Here is a 17,703-nt window from a genome sequence, read left to right as displayed (position 1 = left end):
GCCGCCAGGTCGGCAACCTTGTCCGGCAGCGCTGCCGCAGCCAGGCGCGCCGGGACCGGCTCGTCCAGCACGGGCGCAAAGGCGGCAAACACGTCCGAGCGCAGCGCCTGATGCCGCGCCACCCGTGCCGCCAGTTCCGGGTCGCCTTGCATGGCCCGCTCAACTTGCTCGCGCTCGGGCGGCGCCAGCTCGCCGTCGGCATACGCCATCAGGGTTTCTTCGGAAAAGCTCATTTCACCGTCCTCGCTTAATCGGATAATAATTCCTGCAACGCCGTGCGTGCGCGTACCAGCCGGCTGGTCAATGTCCCAATTGGAATGTCCAGCACGTCGGCCGCCTCCTTATACGGCATGCCATCCACCATCACCAGCGCGACTACCATCCGGTGTTCCTCGGACAGCATACTGACGGCTTTCTCGATCGCCATCCGCTGCTGAAGCGCTTCGGCATAATTGTCGCCGACATGCTCGCCTGCTTCTTCGGGAGCAAACAAGGTGTCGCGCCGCATGCGCGAGCGCACTTCGTCGATAAACACGTTTTTCATGATCCTGAACATCCAGCTGTCAAGCCGGGTGCCGGGCTCCCATTGACCGCTGCGGGCCAGTCCGCGCTCCACCGCCATTTGCACCAGGTCATCCGCATCGTCACGGTGGTAGACGAGGCTGCGGGCAAAGCGGCGCAAGCGCGGCAACAGCGCGGCGATTTCATTGTTGATGGCGTTGGCTGTCATAGATAACAGGTAAACGATGGCGCAATGGATTTTAATCCCTGTCCCGAACGTTTTCTCCAGTAACAGTGTTCCCTTATATTATGATCCGGTCATCATGCCACGCAGACTGCTTCCCCGCGCACTGGTTCTGGCCTGCGCACTTTTCGCTCCCACTGCACAGGCGCAACTGCGCTTGCCGCAATTGCCATTGCCGCAGTTACCAACGTTACAAGACCGCCTGAACAGCCCCCTGCTGCGCGACACCCAGCGGCTGCTGGACCGCAGCGACATCGCCGACTTGCGCAGCCTGCGGCTGAAACACGTCACGGACTTGCTGCAGCGGCATCGCGACGTACTGGAAGCTGACCCTCATGGCAACCCGGTGGTGCGGCATGAAATCCTGGCCTGGCAAGCCGGCTCCGCAGGGGTGGCTGCTGCACAGGCTGCGGGCCTGTCCGTGACTGGCGGCGATGCCGATGGCGTACACATACTGCGCCTGCCGGCCGGCGCCGACATCGCCGCGACGCTGCAGCGCTTGCGTGCCGCAGATCCGGACGGCGTCTACGATTACAACCATATCTACACGGGTAGCGGCGCCGCGCCGGCGGGCCCGCAATCCGGCGCCGGCAAGGAAAGCCTGCCGCCCGGTCCCGGCGCCGGGGCTGCGAAAGTCGGGCTGGTTGACAGCGGTATCGACCGTGGCCACGAAGTATTCGCTGACGCCGCCATCCAGTCCTGGGGCTGTGAAGACGGCTCCCATCCCAGCGCGCATGGCACGGCCGTGGCGGCGCTGATGGTGGGCCGCTCCGCACGTTTCCGTGGCGCCGCGCCACAAGCGGCACTGTATGCGGCGGATATTTATTGCGACAGCGGCAGCGGCGGATCCGCCGCGCGCATTGCTGCGGCGCTGGCCTGGCTGGCGCGCGAGCACGTCGCCGTGATTAACGTCAGCCTGGTTGGCCCGCCCAACCTGATCCTGGAAAAAGTGGTGCGCGACATGGTGCAGCGCGGCCATCTGCTGGTAGCCGCCGTCGGCAATGACGGCCCGGCCGCGCCGCCGCTGTATCCGGCCAGCTATGCCGGGGTGGTCGGCGTCAGCGGCGTCGACAGGCAGGGACGGCCATTACCGGAAGCGGCGCGCGGCCCGCAAGTCATGTTCGCCGCGCCTGGCAGCCAGATGGTCAGCGCCGCCATCGGCGCCCCGCCGTACCGCACAGTACGCGGCACATCGTATGCAGCGCCGCTGGTGGCGGCGTTGCTGTCCCTGGACATGGGACCGCCGTCGCCGCAGGCAGCCCGGTCGGCGCTGGACCGGCTGGCCCGCAGCGCCACCGGCGTCCCGCCCGGCGCGCCAAGCAATACGCTCGGCCAGGGCATCGTGGGCGCATCGCTGCGAGTCGATCCATCGTCGTTCAAATAAATTCAAAAATATTTTCATGGCGACGGATTAAACCTTTGCGACCAAGCGTTTTCCTTGCAACAGCTGCAGATAGTCTGCGGCGTCAACAAGGAGAATCATCATGAAAAATGCCACCATCGCCAAACAATTGATCGCAGCCCTGTCCATCGGCATCGCGTGCTCGGCCCACGCACAGTTGCTGGGCCGGGGCGGCGCCATCGGCGGCATGATCGGCGGTTCCGGCGCCTTCGGGGGCCAGTTAGGCGGCCAGTTGGGCGGCATGACGCCCATGGCCGGGCGTGGCGAACTGCTGGACCGTACGCGCCAGGCCAGCGGCGCCATCAATACGGACGAATTGCGCAAGCCACGCAGCGCCAACAGCGAGGCTGGCGGCAATGGCGCCGCATCCGGTTCGCTGGCCGGCAACGTGATGAAAAACGTCTCGCAGGCTGATGGCGCGGGCAGCGGCACTGCTGCCAGTGCACAGCCATCGGCCCATGCCAGCGGCGCCGCAAGTGGCGCGGCGGGCAGCGGCGCAGGTTCGCAGTGACATCGCCCAGTACGCCCCCCTGCGCAACCAGCGCAGGGTCACTTGGGCGGCACAGCCGCCGCCAGCGTGTTGGCAAACTCGCTGATTTTGGCTTCCGCGTCGGCGCTTTCGCAGTTGCACATCACTGCCACGGCCCGGTTTTGCGAAGGAACCAGGAGGCTGGCGGTGAAATACGTGCCAGCCGTACCAGTGTGATAGCTGACCGTGCCGTACTTCGGCACGTCCGAGATGCCCCAGCCAAACGCGTAGCCGTCCACTGGCGTATGCATCAACTGAAAATCCGCCTGCGTCAGGTACGTGGAGCGGCCCTGAAGCCCGTGCAGCTGCTCGAGCAGGAAGCGGCCATAATCAGGCGCGCTGAGATCAAGTCCGCCTGCCGCGCTGACCGCGAATAACCAGAGGCGGAATTGCGTTTCATCCTGCATGGCCGGGTTAAAGCGCGCGGCTTGCCAGCCTTGCGCGGTGCTGATATGCCCGACCGGCGTCTGGCCGCCGGCGTCTTCCGGCAGGCCAAAGGCCCCTTGCATCTGCAGCGGCTGCAGCACTTCCTGCGCCAGCAACTGTTCATACGGCGCATGGCCGACCGACTCCGCGATCAGTCCCGCGATCAGGTAACCGATATTGGAGTACAGCATGGTGCTGCCAGGCGCCGACTGGGGCGGCTTTTGCAGAAACCATAGTCCCATGGCGGTACGGTCCTGCAACGGGTCTCCTGTTACAACCTGCTGCAAACCGACGGCATCGTCATCGGAAAAATCGCGTACCAGGCCGGCACGGTGGCGCAGCAATTGCGCCACCGTTACGCCCAGGTATTCAGGCCGCATCTTGTCACGCCATGCAGGAAACAGCTCGGCCAGGGTCGAGTCCCAGCGCAATTTATGCTGTTCGACCAGGCGCGCGATCAAACTGGCCGTCATGGCTTTGGTGAGTGAGCCCATCTGGAAACGGTCGTCCCGGCCAATCAGCGCAGGCGCACCGGCCTTTTGCACGCCGCTGGTCGCCACATCGATATGATCGCCGTCGACCACCACCACGGCCAGGCCGGGCACACCGCTGGCAAGACGAAAACGCTCGACTTTGTCGTTCAACGTATCGGCCGGCGCCGGTGCGCCCTTCCCGCCGCACGCGGCAAGCACAGCGCAGAACACCACCATTCCCACTACATTTTTCACCTGCATTGCCTTTCCTTCCAAATAAGGCGCCAGGGCACATGCCGCCGGCTGAGAACCTTGATTGTGCTTTGAGCAACCTTAAGCAAAGCCAAAGACGGGCATGAACGCCCCGGCCGATGAAAAAATTGTCTTAGGTATAATCATGTGATGCATTTATTACTCATTGAAGATGACCTCGATTTAGGACGCGCCTTGCAGGGTGCGTTGAAAGCGGAGGGATACAGCAGCGAATGGCTGCGCCGCGCGGCCGATGCGCCGCGCTCCTTTCACGGATCGGCGGTCGACTGTGTACTGCTGGACTTGACGCTGGGCGACGGCTGCGGCCTGGACGTCCTGGCGCAATGGCGGCGCGCCGGCCACATGGTGCCGGTCATCGTGATTACCGCGCGCTCCGCGCTGCAAGACCGCCTGGATGGCCTGGACGGCGGCGCGGACGATTTCGTGGTCAAGCCGTTTGCAACGGAGGAACTGCTGTCGCGCATCCGGGCCGTGATGCGCCGCCACGCGCAGCAGGCCAGTGAACAGTGGCGGTTCGGCGACCTGATGATCGAGCCGCGCCGCCACGCGGCCCAGCTGGGGACCGAGCCGCTGGCTTTGTCACCGCGCGAATTCCACCTGCTGCTGGAACTGGCGCGCGAGCCTGGCACGGTGGTGTCCAAAAGCGCGCTGTCGCACCGGCTCGAGCCGCTGGGCGATCCGGTCGACTTTGCCTCGATCGAAGTGCATGTCTCGAACCTGCGGCGCAAGATCGGCCCTGCGCGCATCCGCACCGTACGCGGCATCGGCTATTTGCTGGCCGTATGAAACGCTGGCTAAGCCCCACTCTGACGCAGCGGGTGATGCTCGCGCTGGTACTGGCCTTTATGTCGGTTTGGTCGGTGCTGCTGGCATTTGATTACCTGGCGTTCAAGCAAGCCATGCGCACCAATTCCGGGTTACACCAGTTGAGCGGCGCCCTGGCCGCCGCCCTGGCGCCGGTGGAAGACGCAGAACACGCGAAAAGCGCAGTTGCCGTCAGTGCCGTGATGGTCAATCACTTGCGGCGCGAAGGCGGACAACTGCCGGGCGAAGTACTGTTCGAACTGGCAGACCGCCAGGGCCGGGTGCTGTACCGCACGCCCGGTCCAGGCGCGCAGGAGTGGAACTGGGCATTGCCGGAAAACGGGCCGGCAGACGGGCCGCCGCAGGTACGCGACCAAGCCATTGGCGGCCGCATGTATTGGACGATCATGCGCGCAACGGGGCGCTGGACGCTGCATATAGCCGAGCCCCAAGTAGGCGACACCACGGTACTGGGATGGCTGAGCAGGGAATTGCTGCCTTACCTGCTGCTGGCTTTCCCGGTGGTGCTGGTGGTGCTGTGGCTGGCGGTACGCAGCGGCTTGCGGCCGCTGCGGCTATTGGCTAAACGGATCGATACCAGGGCGCCTGACGACCTGTCGCCAGTCAATCTGCAGCTCAAGTATGCGGAACTGCAGCCGGTCGTCACGGCCCTCGATAACCTGCTGGCACAGTTGCGCCGCCAGGTGCAGCGGGAGCGCGCCTTCGTACAGGATGCCGCCCATGAATTGCGCACGCCGCTGGCAGTCATTGCCACGCAGGCGCACGCCATCGTGCGCGAGCCCGACACCTATGCACGGCAGCAGGCACAAGCTCACCTGGACCACGCCATCGCACGCTCGTCGCACCTGGTCGGACAATTACTCGAGCTGGCGACCCTGGACGAGACGCCGGCTGGCACGCTAGCCACCGTCGACGTGGCCGGCCACCTGCGCCACCTGCTGGCGCAGAAGGCGGGGCTGGCGCTAGCGTGCGATATCGAGCTGTCGCTGGATGCGCCCGAGACGCTGCACTGGACGCTGGACATGGCGGCCTTCCAGTCCATCGTCCACAATCTGCTGGACAATGCCCTGCGCTACGTGCATGCGGGTTGCCGTATCGCCGTCGCGGCCGCGGCATCGGACGGCGCATTGACGGTATCGGTTGCGGACGACGGTCCGGGCATCGCGGAAGACCAGCGCGAACTGGTGTTCGAGCGCTTTTACCGCGTCCGCGGCACCACGGCGCCAGGCTCCGGCCTGGGGCTGGCGATTGTGCGGCAGGCGGCGCGCCGGATGGGCGGTACGGTTTGTATTTCGCCGGGGCTGGACCAGCGTGGTTGCGCATTCCATTTCCGGCTTCAGGCGTTCGGCCACGCCATAGGTGCTACCCCGCCATAATCCATGCGGTGTTGAACAAGGCCACCCCGGCCAGTTCAATCATTTCACCATCTGACAAGGTCAGCAGCACATTAGCGCCTGCCACGCCGATCGACGCCAGCGCCACGCCGGACAGTACGATGCGGTCCCCCTGCGCTGCGTTGAAGTCAGTGATGACGTCATGCTGCGCCGTGCCGTCTGCATACGGTGCATACACAAAGCGGTCCGCTCCCGCGCCGCCCGTCAACAGGTCCGAACCGCCACCGCCAGCCAGCGTGTCGCCGCCATCGCCGCCGCGCAGCACATCGCGCCCATTGCCGCCGGAGAGGAAGTTGTCCAGCGCATTGCCCGTCAACTCCACGCTGGCGATCGGGCCGCTGATGACATCTTCCACGTTGGCCGGCACAGTGAACACTGCCTGGCCGCCCGTGATCTCGATGGTGTCATGCCCCTCGCCCGCCGCTTCCACGATGCTGATGGCCTGGTCAGTCAACGTGGCTATCGACAGCACATAACGGTCATCGCCCGTGCCGCCTATCAATGTGTCATGCGTGCTGTAGCTGTAGTTGCCGCCGCCATGGCTGACCAGCGTATCGTTGCCCGCGCCGCCATGGAGGATTTCATCAAAATAAAAAGTCGTCGTGCTGTCGGACAGGTAGTCATCGAAAGCGGTGCCGATCACGCCATTGATGTTAATGAGCGTGTCGCGCGTTGCCATGCCTGCCACCTGCCCCGTTCCGATGACATGTGCATACCCTTTCGTGCCGTCGAAATGGTACTCGGTATCGTTGTTTTCGATCGTGGTGGACAGGAGCACGGTAACGCCTGCGCCGGCCGCGCTGTAGTCGACCGTGTCCGGTACGCCCGATGGCGCCCAGTCGCCGCCCAGCAGCATATCGCCATCACCGCTGGCAACCAGCACGTCGCTGCCTTCACCGCCATTGACGATATCGGTCCCGGCGCCGCCGTCGAGGCGATCCGCGCCCCAGCTGCCCTGCAAGTGGTCGTCGCCGGCGCCGCCGGACAGCACATCGTTGCCGATGCCGCCATCGAGCGTGTCATTGCCTGCCCCGCCATCGAGGACGTCATCGCCGCCGCGGCCCCACATGACGTCGCTCCCCGCGCCGCCGTTCATGTGATCGGTGAGCGACGTGCCAAGCAGCACACCGCCTTGCGCGCCGGCCGTGATTGTCATTGCCGCACCGTCGAATACCGTCGTGGTCCCCGCGCGCTGCGCCGCTTCCCCCGCATCCGTGCCATACAGGTATTGCAGCGCCGCCAAGTCATACGCCCCATAGTGCGGCGTAAACGCAGCGCCCGGACTGTATGACTCCGTCATGACGGTGTAATCCTGGTTGTCCTCCGCCGCCGTCAGGCCGCGTTCCGACACCACCGCATGCCTGAGTCCCAATGCATGGCCGATTTCATGCATCAAGACGTAATATCCTTCGCTGCCTGGCGTCATCGCCATGCCGTCCATGATCTTCGCATTCAGGAAGACATCGCCATACGTGCCTTCCTGGTCGAGGTTATCCAGCGACTTCGGGCTGTCGCTGCTGATGCCGTCGTCCACTCCGGGCTCATACGCGGTACCGCCGGTATTGAGGTTCATGTCGCGCATGCCCAGCGCAATGTCGGCGTCCAGCGTGGCTGGCACTTCCTGGAACGATAGGCCGGTGGCATGCGCCAGCACGTCGAAGATGGCGCGCGCGGCATCTTTTTCAGCGCTGTTGAAAGCTTGAAAGCCCGTGACGCGCGCCACGTTCGGCTGATGGCTGTATTCGTACTCGTTATAGTAAGACGGCACCGCCGTCATGAAACTGTACGTGATGGTCAGCGGCGTACCGTTCGGCGCCTGCTGGATGAATTTGCCATACCACGACACACTGCACTGCAACAGGGCCATGAATTTGCTGGCATCCACGTTTTCCGGTGCGATCGATGGATCTGGTACGGCAGGGTGGGCTGCCTGCACCAGCGGCGCGGCGGCCACCGATGGCGGGCCCTGGTTGTCAAGCGCATGGACGCCGGCCAGGCCGATGGTGGTTTGCAGCGCCGCGTCCAGCCCCGCGCTTGCCGCCGCAGCCGATGCGTCATCGGTCACGCCGGCAAGGAATTGTTTCGCGTAAACCATTGCTGCGGCGCTGCTGAACGCATCCGGATGGCCCGACGATTGCAGCGCTTCGGTGAAACTGGTTGCCAGCGTGACTTTGTTGGCCACCGCAACCGCATCGCCGCCTCCCGCGGCTTCGGCCAGCACCGTCACCACGTCGGCGACGCCGATCGCCCCCGACGCATACAAGCCGGTCCAGTAAGCCAGGCCCCCATCTTCGGCATGGCGGCCAAACAAATTCACATACACGCTGTCCACCACCTCGGCAGGCGCCTTGGAAGCCAGCAGTCCAAGGTATTCGCTTGATTGCGCAAATGCTCTGGACACGTCTCTGGTGTCGCCGCCGGCAGCCATCACCACGGCTTCCCAGTAGGCCAGCCCGGCCACGTCCGCGGGGCGGTTGAAATAAGCGACGTACAGCTTCTGAATGGCTGCGGTATTCGGCGATATGGCCATGGCGGCTCTCCTGTTTTAAACAGTTTATGCCTGTCGATAGCTTCCCAACAGAATGATTTGTTGCAAATTAACAACATCATAGTACGCGTGAAAGGCCCTTGCCATCGTGAGGGCTTTCACTAACCGCCCTTGATTCACCGGTTTGCGCCTCCAGTTAAAGTACTTCCGCAAGCCCGTCAGGACCGCCATGATCCCTTTTTCCGTACTCGACCTCTCGCCCATCACGGAAGGCAGCGACGCCCGCACGTCGTTTGCCAATACGCTGGACCTGGCGCGCCATGCAGAACGCCTGGGCTACCGGCGCTTCTGGCTGGCGGAACATCACGGCATGCCAGGCATTGCCAGCGCCGCCACGGCCGTGCTGCTCGGCTACGTTGCGGGCGGCACGCAAACCATCAAAGTGGGCGCGGGCGGCATCATGCTGCCCAACCACGCACCGCTGGTGATTGCCGAACAATTCGGCACGCTGGAATCGCTGTATCCAGGCCGGATTGAACTGGGCCTGGGCCGCGCACCCGGCTCCGACCAGACGACCGCGCGCGCACTGCGCCGCAACCTGGCCAGCGATCCGGATGAATTCCCGCAAGACGTGGTGGAATTGATGGATTACTTTGCCGGCTCCCCGCGCCGCCCCGTCAAAGCCGTGCCGGGCGCCGGATTGCACATCCCCATGTGGATCCTGGGTTCCAGCCTGTTTGGCGCACAACTGGCCGCCGCACTGGGTTTGCCATTTGCGTTCGCGTCCCACTTCGCGCCGGCCATGATGATGCAGGCAATCGACGTCTACCGCTCGCAGTTCCGCCCTTCTTCCACGCTGGACCAGCCGTATGTCATGCTCGGCTATAACGTGTTCGCCGCCGATACCGACGAAGAAGCGCAGTTGCTGGCCACGTCCATGCAGCAAGCGTTCGTCAACCTGCGCACAGGGAAACCCGGCAAGCTGCCGCCGCCTGTGCCAGGCTATCTGGACAAACTGGGCCCGTCAGAGCGGGCGATGCTGGAACAAGTACTGTCTTGCTCGGCCATCGGCTCGCCGGCCACCGTCAAGCAAGCCATGCAAGCGTTCATTGCCCGCACGGGCGCCGATGAATTGATGATTGCATCGCAAACTTTTGACCACACCGCCCGCTTGCACTCGTATGCGCTGGCCGCGCAAATCCGCGACGAATCTTAAAAAACTGGGCGAAATTTGATTTAGATCATATACAGCCACCGGCAGCCCCGGCTAACCTGCGCAATTTTTCGCAGGTTTCGCCCATGCTGTCCGCTCCCGAACTTCTCCTCCCTGCCGGTTCGCTGGCTAAAATGCACGCCGCCTTTGATTTCGGCGCCGACGCGGTCTACGCAGGCCAGCCGCGCTACAGCCTGCGCGTGCGCAATAACGACTTTTCCACGTTGAAGGCGCTGCAGGACGGCATCGACGGCGCACACGCGCGCGGAAAAAAATTCTTCGTCGCCAGCAATATCTTTGCGCACAACGCGAAGCTGAAAACCTATCTGCGCGATATGGAACCCGTGATTGCCATGCAGCCCGATGCGCTGATCATGGCCGACCCGGGCCTCATCATGATGGTGCGCGACAAGTGGCCGGACGTGCCCGTGCACCTGTCCGTGCAAGCGAATGCCGTCAACTGGGCCGACGTGAAATTCTGGCACCGCATGGGATTGACGCGCGTGATCTTGTCGCGCGAATTGTCGCTCGATGAAGTCGAAGAAATCCGCCAGCGCTGCCCGGAAATGGAACTGGAAGTGTTCGTGCACGGCGCGCTGTGCATTGCGTATTCGGGCCGCTGCCTGCTGTCCGGCTATTTCAATCACCGCGATTCCAACCAGGGCACGTGCACGAATTCCTGCCGCTGGGACTACAAGGTGGGCAACGCCGTGGAGGACGCCAGCGGCGATCTGGCGCCGCCCGAACCGCAAGTGATTCAGCTGCAATTCAAACAGGCGCTGGAACAGGCGGAACGGCCGTTGTCCGCACTGCACCAGCAGCCGCGCCACCCGCTGGCGGACCGCCCCTATTTGATCGAGGAAGCGGAACGCCCCGGTGAACTGATGCCGATCCTGGAAGATGAACACGGCACATACATCATGAATTCCAAGGATTTACGGGCGGTCGAGCATATCGAACGGCTCGTGAAAATCGGCGTGAATTCACTGAAAGTCGAAGGCCGCACGAAGTCGCTGTACTACGTGGCGCGCACGGCGCAAGTCTACCGCCAGGCCATCGACGACGCCGTGGCGGGACGTCCGTTTTACCCGGGCTTGCTGGGCCAGTTGCAAGGCTTGGCCAACCGTGGCTACACGGATGGCTTTTACCAGCGCCACCACACGCAGGCTTACCAGAACTATATGCGCGGCGCATCGGAAGTCGACCGCAGCCAGTATGTCGGCGACGTATTGAATGTCGCCGATGGCTGGGCGCGGATCGAAGTCAAAAACCGCTTTTCCGTGGGCGACCGGCTGGAAGCGGTGCACCCGCAGGGCAACCGCGACGTGATGGTGACGCGGCTGCTGGCCGACGATGGGCGCGAGATTTCGGTCGCGCCAGGCGCCGGCCATTTCGTGCGCATGCAACTGGACGCGGCACTGGATGGCGCACTGCTGGCGCGCTACGTTTAAATGGCGTCCCAGGGGCTTACGACGCAGCCGCCACCGGCGGCTGCGCCCCCCGGCTGCCACGGTACATCACCCACGCCACCAGCGCGAACTCGATGCCGTATGCCAGCCGCTCCGCCACCAGCAGCGTAGCGTGGCCCGCAGCCGGCTCGATATTCGAATAAATTTTGCTGAGGTTCAGCGCCATGTGCAGCACGATGGTCAGCCACAGGCCGCCGGTGCTGTAGCGCACAGCGGCAAACATCATGCCCGACAAACACGTCGCCAAGGCCCACCATGCCGCATGCTGCCAATTGCCATCCATGAAACCGTGGATCAGGTGCATACCGCCAAACAGCACGCCGGAAATCATGATCGCTTGCCAGCGCGGCAGTGCCAGCAAGATCACAAAGATCACGCCACGGAACAGCAGTTCCTCGCCAAACGCATTGATCAACTGGATCAACACTTCTGCGCCCAGGGGCCGCTGCGGCATCAGGTGTACGCCCATCGACAGGAACAGTACGCACAGCAGCATGCTGGCGAAAAAGATTTTGCTGGGTTTGGTCTCGGCGACGTGCAAACCCACTTGCCGCCACATGCCGAAGCTGTGCACCAGCGCCAGCGGCAAAACCACGGTCGATGCAAATGCCAGCAATTTGACTTTGCCAAAGGCGGCAGGCGCGTACGCCATGCCGGCTTTGAGGATCAGCGTGGTAATGAGGAACTGCACTCCTGCACACAGTGTGGCAGCAAGGACTGGATGCCTGGCGGCGGCTTGGCGTAACGACATGATGGTCTCCCTATGGTTCTTTTGAAAGATCAGCATTGTGTCGTTCGAAGCATGTTCCGTATTGCGGCATGCGACAGACTGCACAATCCGGAGGGCAGAACGTCAAATCCCGCCCTTGCGCCTATGCCTTTCGGCACATGTGCGGCACAGTTCATTTTCCTAGAATCGATGCACTGGTTGGGCACCCCATTCCGCCGCAACCAGCACTCATCACTTTCAAGGAACTGTATGTCAAAAACATTGATCGCCGCCCTGCTGGCGGCAACGCTGACGCCATCTGCCGCATTCGCAGATGATTTTTACATGGGCGTCACCGCGGCAAAAGGCGGCAGCTACACATTCAACAATCCCATCAATGGCAAATCAGACAAGGAAGATGCGAAAGCCGCGTTCAAACTGTATGGCGGTTATGCATTGAACGAAATGGTGGCGCTGGAAGCAGGCTATGGGCAGGCCGGCAGCACGCATTTCAGCAAGTCCGCGCTGGGTTTGCCCGGCGACCCCACGTTCAAAATGAACAGCGTTTACGCAGCGGTGCGGCTGACCCACCAGTTCAATGACGCATGGTCCGTGTTTGGCAAGGCCGGCGTGGCGCGCAATCAATTCAAGGCAACCGATGGCATGGGCACGTCGGACAGCACGTCATCCACCAAGCCACTGCTGGGCGTGGGTTTCGCCTACAACGTGACCAAGGCCATTGCAGTCACGGCGGAATATGAGCACATCGGCAAGACGCAAAAACCTGGCCTGAACATCAAGCAGGATGGATTGAAGCTGGGAGTCAAAGTAGGGTTTTGACGGATCAAAACCCATAGCGCAGCGCCACCAACGCCGCCGTGCCGGTACGCTGCGCCGTGCGCGGGCTGGCGGCGGCATCGCCTTGCAGGACACTGGATTGCAGCGAAGCTTTCAACGTGGTTTTCCGGCTCATTTGCCATGTCCAGTGCGCGTCGGCAAACACGTCACGCACCCCGCCGCTTGCCTGATAGCGGGCCGTGCCAAAGACTGACTGCGTGTAGCCGGCATCGGCCAAATTTGCCCCCAGCCCGATCGCCAGCACGGCATGCGCCCCCTGCAGCACCGGGGTTCCGGCCCGCAAGTTGACCAGCATGCCATTGCCATCCCGCCCTGCCGGCGCCACGGCATGGGCGTGCAAGTTCAGTTCCCGCATGGGCATATAGTCGGCAAAGGCGCCGAACACGGGCCGCATGCCACGGTGGCTGCCATCGGTGCGCTGTGCGCCGAGATCAAGCGCCACCATCGGGCCAAACTTCCACTGCGGATCGCGCGACAATTGGATGCCCGCCGCGAAACCGTCAATGAACATCCCGTTGCTCCATTCGGCATAAAATTGCGGCAGCAGGAATGCCTTGCGCGCCGCACTGCCTGGCGCCGCTGGTACGATACCGGCAACTGCCGCGACCGCCACGTCCACGGAACCTTCCGGCAGCAGGCTGGCCTCTGCCTGCGCGCAAACAGGGGATGCCAGCAAGAAGGCTGTGCATGCGACGGCAGGCTTCATCAGATATGCCCCAATTCCAGCCCGCGCAGCACAGCGCGCACGCGGTCCCGCACGCCCAGCTTGGACAGGATGCTGGACACATGATTCTTGACCGTACCCTCGCTGGGCCCCAGCGCTTGCGCAATTTCCGCGTTGTTCATCCCGGCCGCCATCAGCGCGAGGATTTCCGTTTCGCGGCTGGTCAGCGGGGTTGCCTGCGCTGCAGGGACAGCCACGGGCTTTTCGTACGCGGCACGGGTGCGCTCCGTCAGCGCAGGCCGGAACAGGGTTGCCCCGCTGGCGACGCTGCGGATGCCGTCCGCCAGCCGTTCCAGCGAAATATCTTTCAGCAGGAATCCCCGGGCACCGGCGCGCATGCCATCGAGCAGCGCCTCATCATCGTCAAAAGTCGTCAACAGGATCGTGGGCGGCAAGCGGTCCGGCTCGCGCCGCAGCAAGTCAATGCCGCTGCAATGGGGCATGCGCACGTCGAGCAGCAGCACATCGGCCTGTTCGCGCGCAATGACGTGGGCCGCTTCATTGCCATCGGCCGCTTCCGCGATGACGCGGATATCCGGCGTCAAGTCCAGCAAGCCGCGGATACCGCTGCGCACCAGCATCTGGTCATCGACCAATATCACGCGGATCATGGCGACACTCCTGCAAAAGGCAGCGACAATTCCAGCGCATAGCCGCGCCGCGGACTGCCTATCTTGAGCGAACCGCCTTGCGCCGCCAGCCGTTCGCGCATGCCGGTAAGCCCGTTGCCTTCCGGCGCCCCGCTGCTGCCCCGGCCATCATCTTCGATGCACGCGGCCACGCCATTTCCGCTGCGTTGGATAGCAATGGACAGCGTGGCCGCCCCTGCATGGCGCACCGCATTGGTAATGGCTTCCTGCACGCAGCACAGCAAGGTGTGGGCTGCGGCAGGCGGGCAGCTATCGATGCGATGGTCCACCGTGAGCACGATGGAAGGTGACGGAATACCAGTGCACAGCAATTCCAGCGCCTGGCGCACATTCACCCCGTGTTCTGCACGCTCCGCGCTGACGACACTGCGCACTTCTGCCAGCAGCGACCGGCCCAGTTCAGCCGCGGTCCCCAACGCGCCAGGGTGCCTGCCTTCGGACTGGCGCATGGCCAGGTCCAGATGCAGGTTGAGTGCCGTAAGGTGGTGCCCGACGGCGTCATGCAAGTCGCGGGCAATGCGCATCCGCTCGGATGTGCGCACGGTGTCGGCCAGCAGCGACTGGGTCGCGCGCAATTGCGCATTCGATGCGGCCAGGCGCACGCGCCCCGCGTACTCTTGCCGCGCCAGCCACGCAAAGGCCACGCCCAGCAATACGATGCAGCGTTCAAACGTCAGTGCCGCCAGGATCGCCAGCAATCGGCTGTCGCCCATATGGTCCCGTACCGCCGCCAGCATGGCGACATCGACGCCTGCACCCAGCGTGAACAGGGCCGACACCCACCACGCCGCACGGCGCAGCGGCAGCAGCGCTGTCAATTCGGCAGCCAGCACAAAATGGAACGCCAGTGAATCCAGCGCCACCGCGATGGCCATCTGCCCCCCCATCAAAGCCGTGCCAAGCCTGTGCGAGCGTGCGTGGCCCGGGCGTATGCGCCAGCACAGTAAGCCAATGAAAGCAGCAACCAGCACGCACTGTGCGCCCAGGAACAGCCAATATGCCAGCGCCTGCTGGTCCGAGCCAGCGCGTACCAGCGATGCGGCAGGCGTAACCATGCCTGCCAGCCAGCGGGCCAGCAAGCCGGCTGGATGGCGCATGTCAGCGTGTTCCGGACCGGCGGCCCACGGCGTATAGAGTTCGAGGAAACCGAAAAGCAGGCAGGCCGCCTTGGCGGCGGCAGGATAGCGGTTGGTGACGGTCATGGGCCTGTCATTTTGGCAAGGGCAAGCGCGCAATTCTACGCGTTGACTGCGCACCGGCAAAGTGCCGAAAGTCATGGACCTCATTGACGGCATGACTTCCGGCACGGGCCCGCTGGCCTGCCATGCCGTAAAATTGTGCGCCATGTCCATCAAACCGCTGATCCTTGCCGCAGTACTGCAGCCACTGTTCGCCATTGCCGCTGCCGATGTACCCAGTGTCGCCATCCCCGCCCAGCGCGACGCGGAATGGCACAGCTACCGCCATGCATACAAGGCGGCGCGTTTCTTTGAGCCATATGTGAAAGTGCGCCCGCTGATCCAGGCGCACATGCAGATCCGCCCCAACACGCCGGATGAATCCATGGAGGGTTTGCAAATACGGCTTGAAGGCGAAACCGTGAATCTGGCGATTCCCGTCGATGCGCTGGGCCGCGCCACGCTGCCCATGCTGAAGCAGGCTTACGATGAAGATGCGGTGCTGCGCCTGAACCGCCATAAAGGGCATTTCCAGTTCAGCGGCCGCTATTCCATCCGCGAGCGCGATGATGGCGTCTACAGCATGGCGAACTTGCGCGCCGCATGCGAACAGTTGCTCAGCGCCCAGCGCGAATCGGGCTACCGGCTGCGGCTGATCGGCAAACAGTGTGACGGCGTAAAATTCGTGTATCCAATGAACGGGCCGGCGCCGGACGTGTACTACCGCGACGCGGCAGGCAAATTGACGGCGCTCCCTGCGGAACCGGGCTACCCGTTTGAAAATGCCACGATGGGCCACTACCGGCTGGCGGTGGTGCGCTTTGCCGCGTGGCCTGCGGATGGCGGCATCGTCGCGAAAAGCAGGCCGCTGGGCATCGGCACAGTCTACGATTAACCGGCAGGCCGCTGGCAAATCCGGTTACGCCCGCCCTGCTTCGCTTCATACAGCATGGCGTCCGCGCGCAGGAATAATTCGTTTTCGGATTTGTATTCGGGATAAGCCGCCACGCCGCCGCTGAACGAAAAGCGGCGCACGTCGCCCGGCTTGACTTCAAACGGGATCGCGCCAAACGCCTGGCGCAGCGCATCCATTTTTTCCCAGCCCTGCTCCAGCGTGCAGTCCCAGAACACCATGACGAATTCTTCGCCGCCAAAGCGGCTCAGCAAATCGTCTTCGCCCATGCTCGGCGCCAAAGTCAGCGCCAGGCGCTTGATGACGATGTCGCCGAAATAATGGCCCCACGTATCATTGATGGTCTTGAACTTGTCGATATCGACGACACCGAAGGCCAGCGGACGGTTTTCCCGCGCGGCGCGGCGAATCAAGTCTTGCGCTTTCTTTTGCAGGCCGACCTTGTTCAGCAAGCCGGTGGCGCGGTCCTTGCCGATCAAATCCTTGTTGATGCGGATTTTGTTGGCGCGGTTGACCAGTTGCGACGCCAGTACGCCGGGATCCGTCAGCATCAGGATATCGTCAAAGCCGCTGTGCAGCGCACGCTCCGTCACGCCGGCGTCGGGATGGCGCTGCAGCAGCATGATTTCCCGCACCGGGTCCGCTTCGATATTTTTCTTCAACACCCGCACGATGGCTTCCGTGCGCGCATATTCCGCTTCCGTGATCAGCACCATATCGGGCTGCAGTTCTTTGACGCGCAAATGCAAGGTCTGCGCATCGGCATGGTGGATCACTTCAAGGCGGCGGTGCATCAGCGCGCCGTCATCGAGGCCGACGGGTTCGCCCAGGTACATCAAACGCACCAAATCCCCCCGTTTGCGCTGGACAAACAAGTTAAACAGTTTATCCACCAGCACGTCGTTGGCGATCGGCTTTTCCGCATAAGCGAGGCAATTGCTGTCGACCAGCCGCTGTTGCAGCAGGAAGCGGCCGCCCTGGCGTGCGCTTTGCAGGTAGACGTAGCTCTGGTCTTGCGGCAGGCGCTGCAGCAATTCACTGAGCATCAGCGTTTTGCGGCTGTCAGCCATGTCCGACTGCATATTGTGCAGCGCATCGAGGTCGATCACGAACAGGCTATGGCCCCGGTCGCAGACGACGGCTTCGACAAACTCCCATACCTCATTGAAGAAACGAAAGTCGAAATCGTATTTATGCGCGTGTAACTGCAATTCGGCCTGGTTATCCTTGATGAAGAAACTCTGGGACAGCAGCATTACCTGATTCTTGTAGAGCGGTGCATCACTTGCCATGCTGGGAAGACTTTCAAAAAGGTTACCGGGCTTGGCAACACCTTACACAAGAAATGCGTTCAGCGCAGCACCAACGTTCTATTTTCGTGCCGGAAAGGCCACGCGGCATTCAAAGGGCTGCACCTGTTACAATTTCATGTTA

The 17,703-nt window shown here is 62.9% G+C and carries 17 protein-coding genes; 8 read left to right on the top strand and 9 right to left on the bottom strand.

Annotation, left to right across the window (positions count from 1 at the left end; genetic code table 11):
• Together GM668_RS24030 and GM668_RS24025 are read right to left on the bottom strand one after the other, a co-directional pair.
• Positions 1–233: anti-sigma factor family protein (locus tag GM668_RS24030; RefSeq protein ID WP_211923445.1), on the bottom strand; the 233-nt coding region annotated here is incomplete at its 3' end.
• A gap of 14 nt (positions 234–247) precedes the next feature.
• Entirely contained in the window at positions 248–730 is a 483-nt protein-coding gene (locus GM668_RS24025; RefSeq protein ID WP_155441496.1) for an RNA polymerase sigma factor, read from the bottom strand.
• 94 nt (positions 731–824) lie between these two features.
• Here GM668_RS24025 and GM668_RS24020 point away from each other — a divergent pair, with 94 nt between their 5' ends.
• Both GM668_RS24020 and GM668_RS24015 read left to right on the top strand, forming a co-directional pair.
• Positions 825–2,129, top strand: coding sequence for a S8 family serine peptidase (locus GM668_RS24020; RefSeq protein WP_155441495.1), 1,305 nt, complete (start codon positions 825–827; stop codon positions 2,127–2,129).
• A gap of 100 nt (positions 2,130–2,229) precedes the next feature.
• Positions 2,230–2,658, top strand: a complete 429-nt coding sequence (locus tag GM668_RS24015; RefSeq protein WP_155441494.1) for a hypothetical protein — start codon at positions 2,230–2,232, stop codon at positions 2,656–2,658.
• Positions 2,659–2,696: 38 nt separating this feature from the next.
• Here GM668_RS24015 and GM668_RS24010 read toward each other — a convergent pair whose 3' ends face one another.
• Positions 2,697–3,836 (bottom strand): serine hydrolase domain-containing protein, encoded by a 1,140-nt coding sequence (locus tag GM668_RS24010; protein WP_155441493.1) that lies wholly within the window; start codon positions 3,834–3,836, stop codon positions 2,697–2,699.
• A gap of 141 nt (positions 3,837–3,977) precedes the next feature.
• On the opposite strand from GM668_RS24010, the gene GM668_RS24005 reads away from it, so the two are divergent.
• Positions 3,978–4,634: a response regulator gene (locus GM668_RS24005; protein ID WP_155441492.1), complete on the top strand. Its 657-nt coding sequence runs from the start codon at positions 3,978–3,980 to the stop codon at positions 4,632–4,634.
• Positions 4,631–6,049: a sensor histidine kinase gene (locus GM668_RS24000; RefSeq protein WP_155441491.1), complete on the top strand. Its 1,419-nt coding sequence runs from the start codon at positions 4,631–4,633 to the stop codon at positions 6,047–6,049. The genes GM668_RS24005 and GM668_RS24000 overlap by 4 nt, the downstream gene beginning before the upstream one ends.
• On the opposite strand, the gene GM668_RS23995 is transcribed toward GM668_RS24000, so the two are convergent.
• Positions 6,036–8,597: a hypothetical protein gene (locus GM668_RS23995; RefSeq protein ID WP_155441490.1), complete on the bottom strand. Its 2,562-nt coding sequence runs from the start codon at positions 8,595–8,597 to the stop codon at positions 6,036–6,038. The genes GM668_RS24000 and GM668_RS23995 overlap by 14 nt on opposite strands.
• 187 nt (positions 8,598–8,784) lie before the next feature.
• Here GM668_RS23995 and GM668_RS23990 point away from each other — a divergent pair, with 187 nt between their 5' ends.
• Both GM668_RS23990 and trhP read left to right on the top strand, forming a co-directional pair.
• Positions 8,785–9,771, top strand: coding sequence for an LLM class flavin-dependent oxidoreductase (locus GM668_RS23990; protein WP_155441489.1), 987 nt, complete (start codon positions 8,785–8,787; stop codon positions 9,769–9,771).
• Between the two features lie 83 nt (positions 9,772–9,854).
• Positions 9,855–11,219 (top strand): prephenate-dependent tRNA uridine(34) hydroxylase TrhP, encoded by a 1,365-nt coding sequence (gene trhP / locus GM668_RS23985; RefSeq protein ID WP_155441488.1) that lies wholly within the window; start codon positions 9,855–9,857, stop codon positions 11,217–11,219.
• Between the two features lie 16 nt (positions 11,220–11,235).
• Here trhP and GM668_RS23980 read toward each other — a convergent pair whose 3' ends face one another.
• A complete protein-coding gene (locus GM668_RS23980; protein WP_170305795.1) occupies positions 11,236–11,988 on the bottom strand; it encodes a CPBP family intramembrane glutamic endopeptidase in 753 nt (250 codons plus the stop codon).
• A gap of 228 nt (positions 11,989–12,216) precedes the next feature.
• On the opposite strand from GM668_RS23980, the gene GM668_RS23975 reads away from it, so the two are divergent.
• The gene (locus GM668_RS23975) at positions 12,217–12,786 is read left to right on the top strand and encodes an outer membrane beta-barrel protein (protein WP_170305794.1); all 570 of its coding nucleotides are present in this window, start codon (positions 12,217–12,219) and stop codon (positions 12,784–12,786) included.
• A gap of 4 nt (positions 12,787–12,790) precedes the next feature.
• Here the strand turns inward: GM668_RS23975 and GM668_RS23970 are convergent, their stop codons facing one another.
• From GM668_RS23970 to GM668_RS23960, 3 genes are read right to left on the bottom strand one after another with little or no spacing between them, the layout of a single operon-like run.
• The gene (locus GM668_RS23970; RefSeq protein WP_155441485.1) at positions 12,791–13,510 is read right to left on the bottom strand and encodes a MipA/OmpV family protein; all 720 of its coding nucleotides are present in this window, start codon (positions 13,508–13,510) and stop codon (positions 12,791–12,793) included.
• A complete protein-coding gene (locus GM668_RS23965; protein WP_155441484.1) occupies positions 13,510–14,139 on the bottom strand; it encodes a response regulator in 630 nt (209 codons plus the stop codon). The genes GM668_RS23970 and GM668_RS23965 overlap by 1 nt, the downstream gene beginning before the upstream one ends.
• Positions 14,136–15,380, bottom strand: coding sequence for a sensor histidine kinase (locus GM668_RS23960; protein WP_170305793.1), 1,245 nt, complete (start codon positions 15,378–15,380; stop codon positions 14,136–14,138). Before GM668_RS23960 ends, GM668_RS23965 begins: the two co-directional genes overlap by 4 nt.
• A gap of 73 nt (positions 15,381–15,453) precedes the next feature.
• Here GM668_RS23960 and GM668_RS23955 point away from each other — a divergent pair, with 73 nt between their 5' ends.
• A complete protein-coding gene (locus GM668_RS23955; protein WP_229499816.1) occupies positions 15,454–16,251 on the top strand; it encodes a hypothetical protein in 798 nt (265 codons plus the stop codon).
• On the opposite strand, the gene GM668_RS23950 is transcribed toward GM668_RS23955, so the two are convergent.
• Positions 16,248–17,525, bottom strand: coding sequence for a GGDEF domain-containing protein (locus GM668_RS23950; RefSeq protein ID WP_229499807.1), 1,278 nt, complete (start codon positions 17,523–17,525; stop codon positions 16,248–16,250). The genes GM668_RS23955 and GM668_RS23950 overlap by 4 nt on opposite strands.
• Between the last annotated feature and the right edge of the window lie 178 nt (positions 17,526–17,703).

This window comes from Pseudoduganella ginsengisoli, from assembly GCF_009720865.1.
In the GTDB taxonomy this organism is placed as follows: domain Bacteria; phylum Pseudomonadota; class Gammaproteobacteria; order Burkholderiales; family Burkholderiaceae_D; genus Rugamonas; species Rugamonas ginsengisoli.
The sequence above is the reverse complement of the archived record's forward strand: the minus strand, read 5'-3'. Positions and strand labels throughout refer to the sequence as shown.